Origin of the sequence: Arsenicicoccus bolidensis DSM 15745 (assembly GCF_000426385.1) — a bacterium.
In the GTDB taxonomy this organism is placed as follows: domain Bacteria; phylum Actinomycetota; class Actinomycetes; order Actinomycetales; family Dermatophilaceae; genus Arsenicicoccus; species Arsenicicoccus bolidensis.
Genome location: NZ_AUFG01000012.1, coordinates 85334 through 103575, shown reverse-complemented (window position 1 = coordinate 103575; position 18242 = coordinate 85334). Strand labels below are relative to the sequence as shown.

Sequence of the window (18242 nt, the reverse complement as noted above, 5' to 3'; positions counted from 1 at the left end):
GGAGCCGGAGTCGTCTGCGTGGGAGTCGGCTCCGTCGTGGAGCTGGTGGGTGTGGGAGCCGGCGTCGTCTGCGTGGGAGTCGGCTCCGTCGTGGTGCTGGTGGGTGTGGGAGCCGGCGTCGTCGGGACGGGCTCGGTCGTGGTGGCGGTCGGGGTCGGCGTCGTGGGCTCGTCCGACGGCGTGGTCGTCGGGGTCACCGGCGGCTCGGGCGCCCCGGGCTCGGTCGGCTCGGGCTCGGGAGCGACGGGCAGGTCGGGTGCATCAGGCGCATCGGGCACGGTCACATCAGGCGCATCGGGCACCACGACCGGGGGCACCACGACCGGCGGCAGGACGATCGTTGCCGTGACGGTCGGGACCTTGGGCCTCGGAGGGCAGGTCCCCAGGTCGGTGCCGGGCAGCGGCACCCACACCTGGCGGGGCGGGCACGGCCTCGGCCCAGACGGGGTGGGCGTCGAGGTGGAGCGGGTGGGCGTGGGGTCCGCGTCCGTGGTGGTCGGTCGGGGCGCGGTGGGCCGAGGCGTGCGGGTCCGGGTCGGGTCCGTGGTGGGGCGCGGTCGGGGCTCGTCCGGCACCGTCGTCGGTCGCTGGGGCCGCGTGGTGCGGCCAGGGGTGCTGGGGACGCTGGGCGCGGGCACCGTGACCGTGGCGCCGGGCGAGGTGAGCAGCGGCGGGATCGTGGTGGGCGACGAGGGGCTCGGCGGCGAGGGCGACGTCGAGGGCGGGGCCGTGGTCGACGGAGCGGGCGAGGAGGGCGACGTGGTGGCGCTCGGCCCCGGAGCCGGGACGGCGATCCCCGAGCAGGACTCGCCGCACGCGACGAGCTTGGCCCGCAGCTCGGTGGAGCCCTTGTCGACGGTGCTCTGCAGGGCGGCGAGCTCGCCCAGCGCCTCGGCCGGGACCTTCTGCCGCAGCGTCTGCAGCTGGGGCTGGACCCAGCTCGTGAACTCCTGGACGACCCGCAGGTGGTCGGGCTCCCGCGTGTCGTCGAAGGCCGCGAACAGCTCGGTCTGGCCGGACTCGACCGACGCGGCCGCGTCGCTCAAGGACGTGCGGATGTCGTCGGCGACCTGCGGCGTCCGATCGGCGAGGGCGCCCGCGTCGGCGACGTGCTCGCGGGCGTGCGACAGCAGTGTCCGGCCCTGGGCTCCGTCGGACCCCGCGAGACGGACCTCGAGGCCGTCGACGACCCCGCGGACGGCATACAGCGCGTCCCCGGGGAGAGCCCCCTGGGCCGCGACGCCGAGGCCGGTGCCGGCCACGACGACGCCCGCGGCAGCGCCGGCGAGGACCTTGGGCCAGGTGCCGTGGATCGTGAGGACGGACGGCTGGGAGACCGGCGCGGGGGCGGACGTCGGCGGGGAGGCCGCGACCGCCGCCGCCTCGGTGCGCAGGGTGGCGGCCAGTCCGGAGACGAACGACGGGTTGGGCCCGGGGATCGGCACGGAAGCGACCTGCTGGGTCAGGCTCAGCAGGTCGGACATCGCGGGGGAGGGTGGTGTCGTGCCCTGGAGCATGGCTTCGAAGGCGTCGGCGTCAGCGCGGGACACGAAGTCGTCGATGAAGCTCACCATGGCACCCCTCCTCTCCTCAGTGTCTGGGTCTGGCTCTGCGTATGGGACTGCGTCTGCGTCTGGGTGTGCTGGTCCGCCATGCTCAACGAGCGAGCGGGCCGTAGGTTACGGGAACCGTCACAGGTCTTCGCCCTCCAGCGCCCGCTGCAGCGCACGCACGGCCCGGAGCTGCAGCTGCTTGACGGCGTTCTCCTTCTTGCCCATGACCTCGGCGGTCTCGGCGAGGGACAGCCCCTGGACGAAGCGCAGCGTCACGCACTCCGCCTGCTCGGGGCGCAGCTGGGCGACGGCCTGCAGGAGCCGCTCGTCGCGCATCCGCTGGAGCACCTCGCCCTCGGGCGCCTCGACCTCGGTGTCGGCGTCCCGCATGTCCTCGGTGGTCACCTCGAGCCGGAAACGCGAGGACTTGGCGTGGTCGTTGACGACGTTGCGGGCGATCGTGACGAACCACGCCGCGATGTCCTTGCCCTGCCAGGTGAACCCCGACAGGTTGCGCAGCGCCTTGATGAAAGTCTCGCTGGTCAGGTCCTGGGCGGTGTGGACCGACCCCACGCGCACGTAGATGTAGCGGTAGACCACCTGGACGTAGCGCTGGTAGAGCTGCCCGAACGCGTCCTGGTCGCCGCCCTGCGCGAGGACCACGAGGGCGCGCACCCGCTCCAGCTCGTCGGGGTCCGGGCCGCTCCCACCGGAGGACGACCCGCCCCCGGTGCCGGATCCGCCCGGCGGGTCCGACAGCGCCAGCCACAGCAGGCTCAGGTCGACGGTGACCGACGCAGACACGGCGCCCCCCGCGTGCGGGTGGGCGCCGAGGAGGGCGGAGAGTCGCGTGGTCACCCGTAGGAGAGTGTCGCGATGCCGCGCCGTCGCGATGGTCTTGATAGGTCCTCCTGGCCCGAGCGACTCCCATTGCAGCACATGCCGCCTGCCAGGGACGAGCGCGCCGGGCCGGAACGTGCCGGCGCGTCCGCCCCGCGCGCACCGGCACCCGTAGAGTCGGCACCGTGCACACCGACCTCACCAGCGCCCGCGTCGTCCTGCTCGGCCGCCCCGGCTGCCACCTGTGCGACGTCGCCCGCGCGACGATCCACGAGGTCGCCGGGGAGAGCGGGGCGAGCGTCGCGGAGTACTCCATCGACGACGACCCCGACCTGCGGGAGCGCTACGCCGAGCAGATCCCCGTGGTCTTCGTCGACGGGCGCCAGCACGACTACTGGAGGGTCGATCCCGCACGCCTGCGACGGGCGCTCGGGTGACGGCCGCACCGTCCTTTTGGGTGCCCGCCAGGCCGGGGCATACCCTGGACAACGGTGCCTACCCGCCGGACGGGGCGGGCAGAAGGGAGCCCCAGGGGCTGTGAAGGTCGAGGTCGCCGAGCGTCGTGAGCTGTCCGACGCCACCGTGCTCCGGCTACCCCTGTATCTCGAGGCGGTGGCCGCGCTCGCTGCGCGGGGGGTGGGCAGCGTCTCCTCCGAGGAGCTCGCCGCCTCCGCCCACGTCAGCTCGGCCATGCTGCGCAAGGACCTGTCCCAGATCGGCTCGCTCGGCGTGCGCGGCGTCGGCTACGACACCGCGGTGCTGAGCGACCAGCTCGTGTCGGTCCTGGGCCGCGACGAGGTGCGTCCGGTGGTCATCGTGGGGATGGGCCGGCTCGGCCAGGCCCTCGCCTCCCACGGCGGCTTCGACGGCGACGGCTTCGAGGTGGTCGGGCTCTTCGACCACGACCCACAGGTCGTCGGCGGCTCCGTGCTCGGCCTCGTGGTCCAGGACGTGACCGACCTCACCGACGCGGTCTCCCGGCACGGCTCCCGCGTCATCGGCGTGGTCGCGACCCCCGCGTCGGCCGCTCAGCAGGTCGCGGACCTGCTCGTGGCCGCCGACGTCCGCGCCATCCTCAACTTCGCCCCCACGACCCTGCAGGTCCCGTCGACCACGGACGTGCGGGCCGTCGACCTGTCGTCCGAGCTTCGTCTGCTCGCCCACCGCTCGCGGACCTCGCCCGCGTCGGCCCTCGGAGGTGCCCCCGCGTGACCCTGCTCGTCATCGGCCTGTCTCACCGCAGCGCCCCCATCGACCTGCTCGAGCGCACGACGCTCGGCGACGACCGTGCCCAGACCCTGCGGTCCGTCCTCGCGACGAGCCAGCAGGTGCGGGAGGCGCTCGTCGTGACGACCTGCAACCGCACCGAGGTCTACGCCGACGTGCTCACCTTCCACGGCGGGGTGGGCGAGATCGGCCAGGCGATCGCCGACGTGACCGAGGTCGACGCCCTGGTGCTGCGCGATCACCTCTACGTCCACCACGAGGACCGGGCGGTCTCCCACGCCTTCTCGGTGGCCTGCGGCCTGGACTCCATGGCGATCGGCGAGAGCCAGATCCTCGGCCAGATGCGCTCGGCCCTGCGCGCGGCCCAGTCGCGCGAGGAGGTCGGGCCCGAGCTCAACGCGTTGTTCCAGCGGGCCCTGCGCGTCGGCAAGCGCGCCCACACCGAGACCGAGCTCGACGACGTGTCCCTGTCGCTGGTCAGCGCCGGGCTGGAGGAGGCCGAGCGACACGTCGGTCCGCTGACCGAGCGGTCCGTGCTCGTCATCGGTGCCGGGGCCATGAGCGCCCTGTCCGTCGCCACGCTCACGCGGTCCGGGGCCGCCGAGGTGATCATCGCCAACCGCACCCAGGCCAAGGCCGAGCACCTGGCCCGCGCGTATGCCGCGCGCACCGTCCCCTGGGCCGAGCGCGTGGAGGCGCTCGCCTCCGCGGACGTGGTCGTGACCTGCACGGGCGCGTCCGGTCGCATCGTCGGCCGGGAGCTGGCCGAGCAGGTCGCCGCCGCCCGCCACCACCGCCCGCAGGCCTACGTCGACCTGGCCCTGCCCCTCGACGTCGACCCAGCCGTGAGCGAGGTCGAGGGCGTGCAGGTCGTGGGCCTCTCCCGCCTCGGCGAGCTCATGGCGCGCGACGGCATGGTCCCCGCCCAGGTCCAGCAGGTGCGCGACCTGGTCGTGGAGGAGGTCGCGGCATACCTCGCGGCTCGCCGCGTCCAGGCGGTGGCCCCGACGCTGACGGCGCTGCGCTCGCGCGCCCGCTCGGTCGTCGATGCCGAGCTCGAGCGACTCGACACCCGCACCCCGGACATGGACGAGGCCACCCGCAAGCAGGTCGCCCTGACGGTCCACCGCGTGGTCGAGAAGATCCTGCACACTCCCACCGTGCGGGTGAAGGAGATGGCCGACAAGGACGTGACCGGCAGCTACGCCGAGGCGCTGCACCGGCTCTTCGACCTGGACCCGCACACCGTGGCTGCCGTGTCGGCCGCCAACGTCGAACCCGCCGTGGAGATCGGTCACGCAGATGCCTGAGCAGCAGATCGTCCGCCTGGGGACCCGCCGCAGCGCCCTCGCCACCACCCAGTCCGGCTGGGTCGCCGAGCGGCTGCGCGAGCTGGGCCTGCAGGTCGAGCTCGTCGAGATCACGACCGAGGGCGACGTCAGCGCCGCCCCCCTGACCACGATCGGCGGCACCGGGGTCTTCGCCTCGGCGATCCGCGAGGCGCTGCTCGACGGCCGGGTCGACTGCGCCGTCCACTCGCTCAAGGACCTGCCCTCCGCCCCCGAGCCCGGCCTCTTCATCGCCGCCGTGCCCCGTCGCGAGGACCCCCGTGACGCCCTCTGCGCCCGGGACGGCCTGACCCTCGCCGAGCTGCCGCCCGGGTCGGTCGTGGGCACGGGCTCGCCCCGCCGCGCCGCCCAGATCGCCGCGCTCGGCCTCGGGGTCGAGCTCGTCCCCATCCGCGGCAACGTCGACACCCGCCTGCAGCACGTCCGCGACGGACGGTGCGACGCCGTGGTCCTCGCCATGGCCGGCCTGTCCCGGCTGGGGCTGGTGGACGTGGTCAGCGAGGCTCTCGACACCGTGCAGGTGCTGCCGGCCGCGGGGCAGGGAGCCCTCGCGCTCGAGTGCCGCGAGGACCACCCCCTGCGCGAGGTCTTCGCCCGCATCGAGGACGCCGAGACCCGCGCCTGCGTCGAGGCCGAGCGGGGCCTGCTCGCCCGGCTCGAGGCGGGGTGCACGGCGCCGGTGGGCGCCCTCGCCGAGGTGGTCGAGTCCGAGGACGGGCTGGAGCTGTCCCTGCGAGCGTTCGTCGGGAGCCCAGACGGGTCCGACGGGCTGCGTCGTTCCCTGACCGGGTCGTGGACCGAGCCCCGTGACCTCGGTCACCGCCTGGCCGAGCTGCTCCTGGAGGACGGCGCCGCCGGACTCGCCGGGGCGGTGAGCGGACTTGGCAGCCCGACCGGGGTGGGCCAGACTGCCCCCCAGAGCACAGATCCCCTGGCGTAGGAGCACCCCCACGATGCGCAAGGCCTCGAGCACCGGCAGGACCACCGGGAGGCACGGCCCCGTGCCCGCACCCCGGGCGGCGACGGGGGCGCGTGCGCACGTCGCCTTCGTGGGGGCCGGTCCGGGTGATCCCGGCCTGCTCACGCTGCGGGCGGCCGAGCTCCTGGGCCAGGCCCGCATCGTCCTGCTGGACCGTCCTGACGACGTCGAGGTGGTGCGTCGCCACTGCCGCGAGGACGTCGACGTGGTGCCCCTCGTCCCGGTCGGCCGCGTCGACCCGGCTGCGACGACGCCCGACGGCCCAGCGCCTTCCGGGCCGGCGGGCTCGCTGGCGCTGCAACGACTCCTCGACGCGGTGGGCCGCCTCGGGGGGACCGGCCTGGTCGTGCGGCTCATGAGCGGCGACCCGGGCGTGTTCTCCGGGCTCGAGGCCGAGTGCCGCGCCCTGAGCGAGGCCGACGTCCCCTACGAGGTCGTTCCGGGCGTCTCCAGCCTCCTGGCCGTCCCGCTGTATGCCGGGATCCCGCTCACCTCCCAGGACTCCCCGCGGCTGCACGTGTGCGACGCGGCCCTGCCGCAGGACCTCGAGGCGTCCGCCGCCGAGGACGTCACGGTGGTGATGTCCGGGACCCCCGGACGGCTGGTCGAGCAGCTCAGCACCCTCCTGGACGCCGGTCGCGCCCCCGAGACGCCCGTCGCGCTGACCGACCACGGCACCACGGCGCACCAGCACACGAGCGCGACCACCCTGGGTGACGCCGCGCACGTCCTCGACCACGCCGACGAGGACCAGGAGCTGCTGGCCGTCATCGGCCGCACGGTGGAGCTGCGGAGCACCATGAGCTGGTTCGAGACGCGGCCGCTGATCGGCTGGAACGTCCTCGTCCCCCGCACCAAGGAGCAGGCGACCGGCGTCGTCGACCGGCTCGCGTCATACGGCGCGACCGCCACCGTGGTCCCGACCATCGGCATCGAGCCGCCCCGCACCCCGCAGCAGATGGACAAGGCCATCACCGGCCTGGTGACCGGGCGCTACGAGTGGATCGGCTTCACCTCGGTCAACGCCGTCCGCGCCGTGCGCGAGAAGTTCACGGAGTACGGCCTGGACACGCGGTCCTTCGCCGGACTGCGGATCGCGGCCGTCGGCGGCACCACGGCCGCGGCCCTGCGCGAGTGGGGTCTCGTGCCCGACCTCGTCCCGAGCGGGGAGCAGTCGGCCGCGGGGCTGCTCGAGGAGTGGCCGCCCTACGACGTGCTCCTCGACCCGATCAACCGCGTCTTCCTGCCGCGCGCCGACATCGCCACCGACACCCTCGTGGCCGGGCTGCAGGACATGGGCTGGGAGGTCGAGGACGTCACGGCCTACCGCACCGTGCGCGCCTCACCGCCGCCCGCCGAGGTGCGCGAGGCCATCAAGACCGGCCAGTTCGACGCCGTGCTGTTCACCTCGAGCTCCACCGTCCGCAACCTCGTCGGCATCGCCGGCAAGCCGCACCGCGCCACGGTCGTGGCCTGCATCGGTCCCGCGACGGCGCGCACCGCCGAGGAGCACGGCCTGCACGTCGACGTCCTCGCCCCCGAGGCCAGCGCCGACGCCCTGGTCGACGCGCTCGCCGACCACGGACACACGCTCGCTCGGGCGTCCTACGACGCCGGCGACCCCATCGTGCTGCCCAGCAAGCGCCGTCGCAGCCGCCGCAGCTGAGCACCGCCGGCGCACCACCACCTCGCGTCCCCGATCGCACCACACGACCGCACCACCGACCTCTGCTGGAGACACCCTTGAGCTACCCGCTCCACCGCCCCCGCCGCCTGCGCCAGAGCCCGGCCGTCCGCCGGCTCGTGGCCCAGACCCGCCTCCACCCGGCCCAGCTGATCCTGCCGGTGTTCGTCAAGGAGGGGGCGACCGAGCCGACACCCATCGGATCCATGCCCGGCGTGGTGCAGCACTCCCTCGACACCCTCGAGCAGGCGGCGCGCGAGGCGGTCGCGGCCGGGGTCGGCGGGATCATGGTCTTCGGGGTCCCCACCAGCAAGGACGCCGTGGGGTCCGGCGCGACCGACCCGGACGGCATCCTCAACGTCGCCCTGCGCCGCCTGGCCGACACGGTCGGGGACGAGCTCGTCGTCATGGCCGACCTGTGCCTCGACGAGTTCACCGACCACGGGCACTGCGGGGTCCTCGACGCCCGCGGCGGTGTCGACAACGACGCCACCCTGGAGCGCTACGCCGCGATGGGCCTGGCCCAGGCCGAGGCGGGCGCCACCGTGCTCGGGCTCTCCGGGATGATGGACGGCCAGGTCGGGCACGTGCGCCGAGCCCTCGACGAGGCCGGCCGCACCGACACGATCGTGCTGGCCTACGCCGCCAAGTACGCCTCCGGCTTCTACGGCCCCTTCCGTGAGGCCGTCTCCAGCTCGCTGCAGGGCGACCGCGCGACCTACCAGCAGGACCCGGCCAACTTCACCGAGTCGCTGCGCGAGACCCGCCTCGACATCGAGGAGGGCGCCGACATGGTCATGGTCAAGCCGGCCCTGCCCTACCTCGACGTGCTGGCCGCCGTCGCGGCCGAGTCCACGGTGCCCGTCTCGGCCTACCAGGTGTCGGGGGAGTACGCCCAGATCGAGGCCGCCGCGGCCCACGGGTGGATCGACCGCGACCGCGTCGCGCTGGAGGCCCTGACGAGCATCCACCGCGCCGGTGCGCAGCAGATCCTCACCTATTACGCAAGCTCGGCAGCACGCTGGCTGAACTAGTCGTTACGCTGGGTGCTTGTCGGTGCCCCGAATGACGGCACCCAGGGGAGCGAGGGTCTTGTGACGGACGACGTGCGGTGGTTGAGCCCGGCGGAGCAGGTGTCGTGGCGGGCCTACCTGCGTGGGCAGCGCCTGCTCGAGGTCGCCCTCGACCGTGACCTGCAGACCCACGGCGTCTCCCTGTCGGAGTACGAGATCCTCTCGATGCTGTCCGAGCAGCCCGGGCGCCGGGAGCGCATGTCCGAGCTGGCCGCCCTCGTGGTCCAGTCGCGCTCCCGGCTCACCCACACCGCCAACCGCCTCGAGCGACGCGGCTGGGTCCAGCGGCACCCGGTCCCCGGCGACGGGCGTGGCGTCGAGCTGGTCCTGACCGACGCCGGCGTCGAGGCCGTGGTCGCGATGGCCCCCGTCCACGTCGAGAGCGTGCGCCGCCACTGGCTGGACGCCCTGTCGCCCGAGCTCGTGCAGGCGCTCGGCGACGCCATGACCCGGGTCCGTGACGACAACGGCACCTCGCAGCAGCAGCGGGCCGAGGTCGCCCGCGTGTGCGGCGACTGACGAGCGCGGGTTCGACCCGCGCCCGGCCGGGCTGAGAGACTGAGCCGCATGACCACCCAGCCCCCGTCATACCCGTCTGCCGCTCCCGCCTCCGAGGCGTGGTTCGAGCGGGCGAGCGCCGTGATCCCCGGCGGGGTCAACTCCCCGGTCCGGGCCTTCCGATCCGTCGGTGGGACACCGCGGTTCATGGCGAGCGCGACCGGTCCCTATCTCACCGACGTGGACGGCCGGGAGTATGTCGACCTGGTGTGCTCCTGGGGGCCGATGATCCTCGGGCACCAGCACCCCACCGTGCTGGAGGCCGTGCACGAGGCCTCGCACAAGGGCTTCAGCTTCGGCACGCCCAGCGAGAACGAGGTGCTGCTCGCCGAGGCGATCGTCAACCGGGTCGACCCGGTCGAGCAGGTGCGCCTGGTGTCCAGCGGCACCGAGGCCACGATGAGCGCGCTGCGCCTCGCGCGGGGCTTCACCGGCCGCTCGGCGGTCGTGAAGTTCGCCGGGTGCTACCACGGCCACGTCGACGCGCTGCTGGCGCACGCGGGCAGCGGCGTCGCGACCTTCGCCCTGCCGGACTCCGCGGGCGTCCCGGCCAGCTCGGCCGGCGAGACGATCGTGCTGCCCTACAACGACGTCCGCGCCCTCGAGGAGGCCTTCGCGCGCCGCGGCGACGAGATCGCTGCCGTCATCACCGAGGCCGCCCCGGGCAACATGGGGATGGTCCCGCCGGCGCCCGGCTTCACCGCCGCCCTGCGCCGGACGACCCGCGAGCACGGCGCGCTCCTCATCAGCGACGAGGTCATGACGGGCTTCCGCGCCTCGGCCGCCGGGTGGTACGGCCTCGAGGGCCCGACCGTCCACGGCGCCCCCGACCTGTTCACCTTCGGCAAGGTCATGGGCGGCGGTTTCCCGGCCGCGGCCTTCGGCGGGCGCCGGGACGTGATGGAGCACCTCGCGCCCAACGGCCCCGTCTACCAGGCCGGCACCCTGTCGGGGAACCCCGTGGCCACCGCCGCCGGCCTCGCCACGCTGCGCGGCTGCACGCCCGCGGTCTACGAGCGCCTCGAGCACGCGGCGCACGCGATCGCCGACGGCGTGGCCGCCGAGCTGGCCGCCGCCGGGGTGGCCCACACGATCCAGTGGGCCGGCTCGATGTTCTCCGTCTTCTTCCGCGAGGGCCCGGTGCTGTCCTACGCGGACGCGCAGGGCCAGGACACCGCCGCGTTCGGACGCTTCTTCCACAGCATGCTGCGCCAGGGCGTCCACCTGCCCCCGAGCGCCTACGAGTGCTGGTTCGTCAGCGCCGCCCACGACGACGCCGCGGTCGACCGCGTCCTCGCGGCCCTGCCGGCCGCTGCCAGGGCGGCCTCAGCCGACGATGCTACGATGGGAGCGTGACGAGCAGCATGACCGCGACGGCCCGCACGATCGTGCACGTGATGCGTCACGGCGAGGTCTATAACCCCGCCAAGATCCTCTACGGACGCCTGCCCGACTACCACCTGTCCGACCTCGGTCGGCAGATGGCCGACCTGGTGGCCGAGTCGCTCGAGGGTCGCGACGTCGCCCTCGTCGTCGCCTCGCCGCTGGAGCGCGCGCAGGAGACCGCCCGGCCCGTGGCCGAGCACTTCGACACCCCGATCCTCACGGACAGCCGGCTCATCGAGGCCGGCAACCACTTCGAGGGCCGCCGGTTCGGCCACGGCGCGGGGTCGCTGCGCAACCCCGCCAACTGGTGGCTGGTCCGCAACCCGTTCACCCCCTCCTGGGGCGAGCCCTACCGCGCCATCGCCCGCCGCATGGAGGCGGCCGTGGACGCGGCCCGGCAGCACGCGCCCGGCCGCGAGATCGTGCTCGTCTCCCACCAGCTGCCCGTCTGGACGCTGCGCCGCCACCTCGAGGGTCGCCCCCTGTGGCACGACCCGCGACGCCGGCAGTGCAGCCTGGCCAGCCTCACGAGCCTGCACTACGACGGCGACCGTCTCACCTCGATCGTCTACAGCGAGCCCGCGGGCGCGCTCCTGCAGGTCGCCGAGCCCACGGTGGGGGCATGACGCAGGTCCGACGCACGCTCTGCGCCGCGCTCGCGGCGGTCGCGATCGGCATACCGCTCGCGGGCTGCTCCGACGACGCGGGCTCGATCAACGCCCAGGCCCGCTCGGGCGACCAGAAGGGCTACATCTCCGGCGACGGCACCATCGAGCGACTGACCGCGGCCCAGCGCAAGGAGCCGGTGGCGCTGCAGGGCACGACCCTCGACGGTGCCTCCTGGTCCGTCGCGCAGCAGCGCGGCCACGTCGTCGTCCTCAACCTCTGGGCCTCGTGGTGCCCGCCCTGCGTCGAGGAGCAGCCGCGGCTCAACGCCCTGCAGGCCGCCGTCCGCAAGACCCACCCCGACGCGGTCTTCATGGGCGTGCACGCGGGCCGCGAGTCCTCCGACAACGCCCGTGACTTCGCGCGTGCCCGTCAGGTGCCCTATCCCACGCTGGCCTTCGACGGCCAGACCGTGCTGGCGCTGCAGGGCAAGGCGCCCTCGCCGCCGACCACGCTCGTGCTGGACAAGCAGGGGCGCATCGCGGCCCGGGTGCTCGGCGCCATCACGTCCGAGCGCACCGTGCAGGACCTCGTCGACGACGTCGCCAAGGAAGCCGGGTGATCGCCGGCGTCACCGACGTCATCGCCGAGGGCACCCTCCCGCTCGCGGCGTGCGTCGCGCTGCTCGCCGGCGCCGCGTCCTTCCTGTCGCCGTGCGTGCTCCCGCTCGTGCCCGGCTTCCTCGGCTACGTCACGGGGCTCGGTGACACGCGCCTCGAGGACCGCCGCACCAGCCGCATGCTCGCGGGCACGCTGCTCTTCGTCCTCGGCTTCACCGTCGTCTTCGTGCCGCTCGTCATCCTCGTCGTCACCTCGGTCTCCACCCTGCTGCGCGAGCACCGGGAGGTCCTCGAGCGGGTCGGTGGCGTCGTCGTCGTGCTGCTCGCCCTCGTCTTCGCCGGGATGGGGACCCAGCGCCAGGTCAAGGTCGGCTGGCGACCCGCGGCCGGTATGGCGGGAGCCCCCCTCCTCGGCGCGGCCTTCGCGCTCGGCTGGACCCCCTGCATCGGCCCCACGCTCGGCGCCGTCATGGCGCTCGGCAGCCCCCTGGACGACTCCGCCACCGGGCCGCTGGCGCGCGGTGCCGTGCTGGGCGTGGCCTACTGCCTCGGTCTCGGCCTGCCGTTCCTGCTGCTGGCCGGTGGCTACGGCCGGCTCTCGGGCACCTGGACCGCGCTGCGCCGCCACCAGCGGGCGCTGCAGCTCGCCGGGGCCGGCCTGCTCCTCGTCCTCGGCCTGCTCATGGTCCTGGGGCTGTGGCAGCCCCTGGTCGCGGGCCTGCAGACGCGGCTCACCGAGCTCGTCGGGAACCCGGTCCTCTGATGCCCGCCACCTCCTCCCACACGCGTGACCGCGCCACCGGCGGCGGCGGCGCTGGCGACGGCGCCGACATCACCCAGCCTCGGCTCGGCCCGATCGGCTGGCTGCGCTGGGCCTGGCGCCAGCTCACCAGCATGCGCACCGCGCTGCTGCTCCTGCTGCTGCTGGCCCTCGCCGCCGTCCCGGGCTCGGTCTTCCCCCAACGCGACATCGACCCGGTCAAGACCCGCGACTACCTCGAGCAGCACAAGACCCTCGGCCCCTGGATGGACCGCGTCGGGCTGTTCGACGTCTACGCCTCGCCGTGGTTCGCCGCGATCTACCTGCTGCTGTTCATCTCCCTCGTCGGCTGCGTCGTGCCCCGCCTGCGCCTGCTGTGGCGCGAGCTGCGCGCCGCACCGCCGCGAGCCCCTCGTGTCCTCGACCGGATGCCGGAGCACCGCGTCGTGGAGCTCGGCGACGTCGAGCCGGAGCGCGCGCTCGCGGCGGCCCGCGAGGTGCTGCGGAGCCGGCGCTACCGGGTCCGCGCCGCCGACGCGGCGGCCACGGGTGGGGCGGGGCGGTCGGCATACGGCTCGGTCTCGGGAGAGCGCGGCTATCTGCGCGAGGTGGGCAACCTGATGTTCCACGTCGCCCTGCTCGTCGTCATCGTGGGCGTGGCCCTCGGCCACCTGCTCGGCTGGCGCGTCGACGCGATCGTGCCCGAGGGGGAGACCTTCGCCAACACGACCAGCCAGCACGACACCTTCACCAAGGGGCCGTGGGTCGACGAGGAGTCCCTGCCGCCCTTCACCGTCCGCGTGGACCAGGTGCGCGTGGCCTTCGAGACCACGCTCAAGGGCAAGCAGTTCGGGCAGCCGCGGTCCTTCGAGGCCGACGTGACCACCCGGGACACGCCCGGGGCCGCCGAGCGCCGCCGCAAGCTCGAGGTCAACGAGCCGCTGAGCTTCGGGCAGTCCTCGGTCTACCTGCTCGGCAACGGCTACGCCCCGGTCATCACCGTCAAGGACGCGCAGGGTCGTCAGGTCTACAAGCAGGCCACCGTCTTCCGTCCGCAGGACAACAACTACACGTCGACCGGCGCGGTCAAGGTCTCGGCGCTGCCCCCCGGCAAGCAGCTCGGCTTCCTCGGGCTGTTCGCCCCGACCATCTCCGACGAGGCGCTGCGGGCCATGCCCCAGTCGGACTTCCCGGCGCCGGTGGCCCCCGGCCTGCTGCTGGAGCTGTGGGAGGGCGACCTGTTCCCCGGCGGGCGTCCGCAGTCCGTCTACACGCTCGACACCCAGGCGATGAAGCAGCCGACGCTGGAGAGCGGCCTGCCCGTGCGCCTCGCGCTGCGTCCCGGCGAGACCCAGACCCTGCCGGGCGGTCGCGGGACGGTGACCTTCGAGGGCGTGCAGCGGTTCGCCGGGCTGTCGGTGCGCTACGACCCGGGCAAGCCCGTGGCCCTGCTCGGCGCCGTGCTGGTGCTCGTCGGCCTGGTGCTGTCCCTCGTCGTGCGGCGTCGACGCGCCTTCGTGCGGATCGGGGAGCGCGATGGACGTACCCTGCTGGAGGTGGCCGGTCTCGCCAAGAACGACGACCCCCGCCTGGGCGAGGCCGTCGACGACCTCACCGAGCAGCTCTGCGAGCGACTCGGGCTGACCCCGCCCGCCCGGTCCACGAAGGAGAACGCACGATGACCAACGAAGCCCTCGCGGGCTACTCCAACCTCGCGGTCTACTCCGCGCTCGTCGTGCTGGGCATCGCGTTCCTCGCCTTCGCCGTCGACCTGGCGGGCACCCGCAGCCGCGCGCTCGCGGGCCGGTCGGGCGCCTCGGGCGAGGGCCGTATGTCGGCCGCCTCCGGCGGCACGGACACCCTGGTCCGGGGTGACGCTCCCGCCGTGGTGCAGGCCGACGAAGGTCCGTCTCGTCGCCAGGCCGCCGGCATCGGGATCGCCCTGTCGCGGCTCGCGTCGCTGCTGCTCGTGGCGGCCGTGGTGATGCGGGCGCTGTCGGTGTCGCGCGCTCCCTGGGGCAACCTCTACGAGTACCTCCTGACCGCGGCGGCCGCCGTCAGCGTCGTCTACGTCGTGATGTCGCTGCGCCGGGACGTGCGCTGGCTCGGGGTCTTCCTCACCGCGCTGCTGATGCTCATCCTCGGGCCCGCCCTCACCGTCTACACCGAGGCGGGGCAGCTCATGCCCTCGCTGCGGTCCTACTGGCTGGTCGTGCACGTGTCGATCGCCATCATCGCCACCGCGATCTTCGCCATCGGCGCAGCGCTCAGCGCGCTCTACCTCGTGCAGGAGTCGAGCGAGCGGCGCCAGGCGGCGCAGGCCCGGCTCTCGGGGTGGCGCCAGACGCTGCTCGCGGCGCTGCCGCCGTCGCGGACGCTGGACCGGATGGCCTACGGGCTGCACGTGGTCGCGTTCCCGCTGTGGACGTTCACCGTCATCGCCGGCGCCGTCTGGGCCGAGAAGGCCTGGGGCCGCTACTGGGGCTGGGACCCCAAGGAGGTCTGGTCCTTCATCATCTGGGTGGTCTACGCGGCCTACCTGCACGCCCGCGCGACCACCGGCATGAAGGTCCGCACCGCCACGTGGATCGCGATCGCCGGGTTCCTCTGCATCGCCATGAACTCCTTCGTGGTCAACAAGTTCATGTCCGGCATGCACTCCTACTCGGGGATGTGATCGACCGATGAGCTCTCCTGGACTGCGCTACTCGCTGCTGCGGATCATGCTGTTCCTCGGCTGTCTGATCGTCCTGTGGCTCGTGGGGCTGCGCGGCCTGCTCCTGGTCATCCTCGCCGGCCTGCTGTCCATGGTCGTCTCGCTGTTCGTCCTCCGCGGCCCCCGTGAGGAGTTCAGCGCCCGCATCGCCGAGCGGGTGGACCGCAAGGCCGCGCGCGCCGAGGCGGCAGGGGCCCACAAGGTCTCCGACGAGGAGGTCGAGGACGACGAGATCGGCCGTTCGACCGGCGAGGGCACGGCCGACGACCGGGCCGCGCGTCGGACCGAGCGACGGCACGACGGTCTCTGACATGGCTGGCATCGACCCGACCGCCCCCGAGGTGGATGACGCTCAGCCGGCGGGAGAGACGCTGGGGTCCCCCACCTCGCTGCCGTTCCGGCTGGACGACTCCTACGCCCGCGCGGTCCCGGCGCTGTCGCTCGCGTGGTCGGCCGCTCCCGTGCCTGCACCACGCCTGCTCACCCTCGACGAGGGGCTGGCGGACGAGCTGAGCCTGGACCCGGCGTGGCTGCGCTCGCCCGACGGGGTGGCCCTGCTCAGCGGGCAGGTGCCCGAGGGCGTGACGACCGTCGCCCAGGCCTACGCAGGTCATCAGTTCGGCGGCTACTCCCCGCGGCTGGGCGACGGGCGCGCCCTCCTGCTGGGGGAGCTCGTCGACGGGTCCGGCGCGCGCCGCGACCTGCACCTCAAGGGCTCTGGCCGCACGCCCTTCGCCCGCGGCGGCGACGGCAAGGCAGCGGTGGGTCCGATGCTGCGCGAGCATGTCGTGAGCGCCGCCATGCACGGGCTCGGCATCCCGACGACGCGGGCCCTCGCGGTGGTCGCGACCGGCGAGACGGTGCTGCGCGAGACGCCGTTGCCGGGGGCGATCCTGGCGCGGGTCGCCGCCAGCCACCTGCGGGTCGGCACCTTCCAGTACGCCGCCGCGACCGGAGACCCCGCCCTGCTGCGATCGCTGGCGGACTATGCCATCGCCCGCCACCACCCGGAGGCGGCCGAGGCGGACGAGCCCTACCTCGAGCTGTTCCGCCGGGTGACCCTGGCCCAGGCCGAGCTCGTCGCCCGGTGGTCCCTGGTGGGCTTCGTCCACGGCGTCCTGAACACCGACAACATGACCATCTCCGGCGAGACCATCGACTACGGCCCGTGCGCGTTCCTCGACGCCTACGACCCGGCGACGGTCTACAGCTCGATCGACACGGGTGGTCGCTATGCCTTCGGCAACCAGCCTGCGGCCGCCCAGTGGAACCTCGCCCGTCTCGGCGAGACGCTGATCCTGCTGATCGCCGAGGGCACCAAGGACACTGAGGGCGCGGACGGCGCGGACGGCGCGGACGGCGCGGACGGCGCGGACGCTGCGGTCGAGGCCGCGACGGGCGTGCTGCACGAGTTCGCCGAGCGCTACGACCGGGTCTTCGTGGACGGCATGGCCGCCAAGCTCGGGCTGGCCGGTCTCGACGCGGCGACGACCCGTGACGTCGTCCGTCCGCTGGTCACCGACCTGCTCGCCCTCCTGCAGACCCATGGCGTTGACTGGACGTCCTTCTTCCGCGCCCTCGCTGCGGGGACGGCGGGCGGTCATTTCCTCGACGCCATGGCCTTCGACGCCTGGAGCGCCCGTCGCGACGCCCTGCTGCCGGACGACCGGGCGGCCGTCGCGGCCCGGATGGACGCGGTCAACCCGGTCTACGTGCCGCGCAACCATCGGGTCGAGGAGGCTCTGGCGCGCGCGACCGCGGGTGACCTCGGGCCGTTCGAGCGGCTGCTCGACGCCGTCGCCAGCCCGTATGCCGAGCGGCCCGGCCTCGAGGATCTGCGCGGTCCTGCGCCGGCGGGCGCGCCACGCCACATCACCTACTGCGGCACCTGACCTACCGCCGGTAAAGGCATCGACCGGCCTTCGTTCGCCAGGTCGATGCCTTTACCGGCGGTAGGTCTGTCAGTGGATCGCGAGGCCGGCGGCCAGGAGCCCGCCATAGGTCAGGGCCACCAGGCCCGTCGCCGCGAGCACCCGGATCAGCGCGGGACCGGTCGCGCCGCGCAGCACGTCGAGGCACGGCTTGATCGCGGGCAGCAGGCCGACCAGCCCGAGCAGCGCCCACCGGTGACCGGCCCAGGCGGCCAGGCCGGCGCACACCGCGGGGGTGACCATGAGCACGACATACAGGATCCGCGTGCCGCGGTCCCCGAGCCGCACCGCGAGGGTGCGCTTGCCCGCCACCTCGTCCCCGCTGATGTCGCGCAGGTTGTTGGCGACCAGGACTGCGGTGATGATCGAGCCGATGCCGACGGCGCCCGCCCAGGTGCCCGCGTCGACCTTCTCGGCCTGGGTGTATGCCGTGCAGACCGTCGCCACCAGCCCGAAGAACACGAACACGAACACCTCGCCCAGCCCGGCGTAGCCGTAGGGGCGGCGTCCGCCGGTGTAGAACCAGGCCGCCAGGACCGCGGCGATCCCGATCAGCAGCAGCCAGGTGTCACCGGACAGTCCCATGAGCGCCAGCCCGGCGAGGCAGGCAAGTCCGAAGCACGTGAACGCGGCGTATTTGACCAGCAGCGGCGTCGCGAGGCCGCCGCCGACGAGCCGCACCGGTCCGACCCGGTCGGCGTCGGTGCCGCGGATGCCGTCGCTGTAGTCGTTGGCGTAGTTGACGCCGACCTGCAGGAAGAGCGCGACCAGCAGCGCGAGGAGGGCGAGCGCGGCGTCCCAGTGACCCAGCCCCGCTGCGGATCCGGTGCCGACGGCGACGGGAGCAAGAGCTGCGGGCAGGGTCCGCGGGCGAGCGCCCTCGACCCACTGGGAGATGGTGGCCATGAGCACATTGTCTCGTGATCGAGAGATCGCGCTGCGCACGGCACGCGTGCCGGA

18 protein-coding genes are annotated in these 18242 nt (G+C 73.7%); 15 read left to right on the top strand and 3 right to left on the bottom strand.

From position 1 onward, the window contains the following. A partial coding sequence (locus tag K313_RS22305) for a hypothetical protein (RefSeq protein ID WP_029211329.1) occupies positions 1-1574 on the bottom strand: 1574 nt, incomplete at its 3' end. A 117-nt stretch (positions 1575-1691) separates the two neighbouring features. Then, positions 1692-2411 (bottom strand): sigma-70 family RNA polymerase sigma factor, encoded by a 720-nt coding sequence (locus K313_RS20590; RefSeq protein WP_029211328.1) that lies wholly within the window; start codon positions 2409-2411, stop codon positions 1692-1694. A gap of 167 nt (positions 2412-2578) precedes the next feature. Between K313_RS20590 and K313_RS0108910 the strand changes: the two genes are divergently transcribed. The 15 genes from K313_RS0108910 (at position 2579) to K313_RS0108840 (ending at position 17243) form a co-directional block, all read left to right on the top strand. Further along, positions 2579-2830, top strand: coding sequence for a glutaredoxin family protein (locus K313_RS0108910; RefSeq protein WP_029211327.1), 252 nt, complete (start codon positions 2579-2581; stop codon positions 2828-2830). Positions 2831-2930: 100 nt separating this feature from the next. Continuing rightward, entirely contained in the window at positions 2931-3605 is a 675-nt protein-coding gene (locus tag K313_RS0108905) for a redox-sensing transcriptional repressor Rex (RefSeq protein WP_029211326.1), read from the top strand. Beyond that, positions 3602-4930: a glutamyl-tRNA reductase gene (locus K313_RS0108900; RefSeq protein WP_029211325.1), complete on the top strand. Its 1329-nt coding sequence runs from the start codon at positions 3602-3604 to the stop codon at positions 4928-4930. Before K313_RS0108905 ends, K313_RS0108900 begins: the two co-directional genes overlap by 4 nt. Next, entirely contained in the window at positions 4923-5909 is a 987-nt protein-coding gene (gene hemC / locus K313_RS0108895; protein WP_029211324.1) for a hydroxymethylbilane synthase, read from the top strand. Before K313_RS0108900 ends, hemC begins: the two co-directional genes overlap by 8 nt. Before the next feature lie 13 nt (positions 5910-5922). Then, complete coding sequence (locus tag K313_RS0108890) at positions 5923-7614, top strand: bifunctional uroporphyrinogen-III C-methyltransferase/uroporphyrinogen-III synthase (RefSeq protein WP_029211323.1); 1692 nt, start codon at positions 5923-5925, stop codon at positions 7612-7614. 77 nt (positions 7615-7691) lie between these two features. Further along, the gene (gene hemB / locus K313_RS0108885) at positions 7692-8666 is read left to right on the top strand and encodes a porphobilinogen synthase (RefSeq protein WP_029211322.1); all 975 of its coding nucleotides are present in this window, start codon (positions 7692-7694) and stop codon (positions 8664-8666) included. 60 nt (positions 8667-8726) lie between these two features. After that, positions 8727-9224 carry a MarR family winged helix-turn-helix transcriptional regulator gene (locus K313_RS0108880; RefSeq protein WP_029211321.1) on the top strand — a complete coding sequence of 166 codons (498 nt, stop codon included), beginning with the start codon at positions 8727-8729 and terminating at the stop codon, positions 9222-9224. 48 nt (positions 9225-9272) lie between these two features. Then, a complete protein-coding gene (gene hemL, locus K313_RS0108875; RefSeq protein ID WP_029211320.1) occupies positions 9273-10619 on the top strand; it encodes a glutamate-1-semialdehyde 2,1-aminomutase in 1347 nt (448 codons plus the stop codon). After that, a complete protein-coding gene (locus K313_RS0108870; RefSeq protein ID WP_446680499.1) occupies positions 10616-11275 on the top strand; it encodes a histidine phosphatase family protein in 660 nt (219 codons plus the stop codon). Before hemL ends, K313_RS0108870 begins: the two co-directional genes overlap by 4 nt. After that, complete coding sequence (locus K313_RS0108865; RefSeq protein ID WP_029211318.1) at positions 11272-11877, top strand: TlpA family protein disulfide reductase; 606 nt, start codon at positions 11272-11274, stop codon at positions 11875-11877. Before K313_RS0108870 ends, K313_RS0108865 begins: the two co-directional genes overlap by 4 nt. Further along, positions 11874-12638 (top strand): cytochrome c biogenesis CcdA family protein, encoded by a 765-nt coding sequence (locus tag K313_RS0108860; RefSeq protein ID WP_029211317.1) that lies wholly within the window; start codon positions 11874-11876, stop codon positions 12636-12638. Before K313_RS0108865 ends, K313_RS0108860 begins: the two co-directional genes overlap by 4 nt. Continuing rightward, positions 12638-14317 (top strand): cytochrome c biogenesis protein ResB, encoded by a 1680-nt coding sequence (gene resB, locus K313_RS0108855; protein WP_029211316.1) that lies wholly within the window; start codon positions 12638-12640, stop codon positions 14315-14317. The genes K313_RS0108860 and resB overlap by 1 nt, the downstream gene beginning before the upstream one ends. Further along, positions 14314-15312 carry a c-type cytochrome biogenesis protein CcsB gene (gene ccsB, locus K313_RS0108850; protein ID WP_029211315.1) on the top strand — a complete coding sequence of 333 codons (999 nt, stop codon included), beginning with the start codon at positions 14314-14316 and terminating at the stop codon, positions 15310-15312. The genes resB and ccsB overlap by 4 nt, the downstream gene beginning before the upstream one ends. Before the next feature lie 7 nt (positions 15313-15319). Continuing rightward, positions 15320-15661, top strand: coding sequence for a DUF4229 domain-containing protein (locus K313_RS22300; protein WP_029211314.1), 342 nt, complete (start codon positions 15320-15322; stop codon positions 15659-15661). A gap of 1 nt (position 15662) precedes the next feature. Continuing rightward, complete coding sequence (locus K313_RS0108840) at positions 15663-17243, top strand: protein adenylyltransferase SelO (protein ID WP_084412627.1); 1581 nt, start codon at positions 15663-15665, stop codon at positions 17241-17243. A 69-nt stretch (positions 17244-17312) separates the two neighbouring features. Here K313_RS0108840 and K313_RS0108835 read toward each other — a convergent pair whose 3' ends face one another. After that, positions 17313-18188, bottom strand: a complete 876-nt coding sequence (locus K313_RS0108835) for a 1,4-dihydroxy-2-naphthoate polyprenyltransferase (RefSeq protein ID WP_029211312.1) — start codon at positions 18186-18188, stop codon at positions 17313-17315. Between the last annotated feature and the right edge of the window lie 54 nt (positions 18189-18242).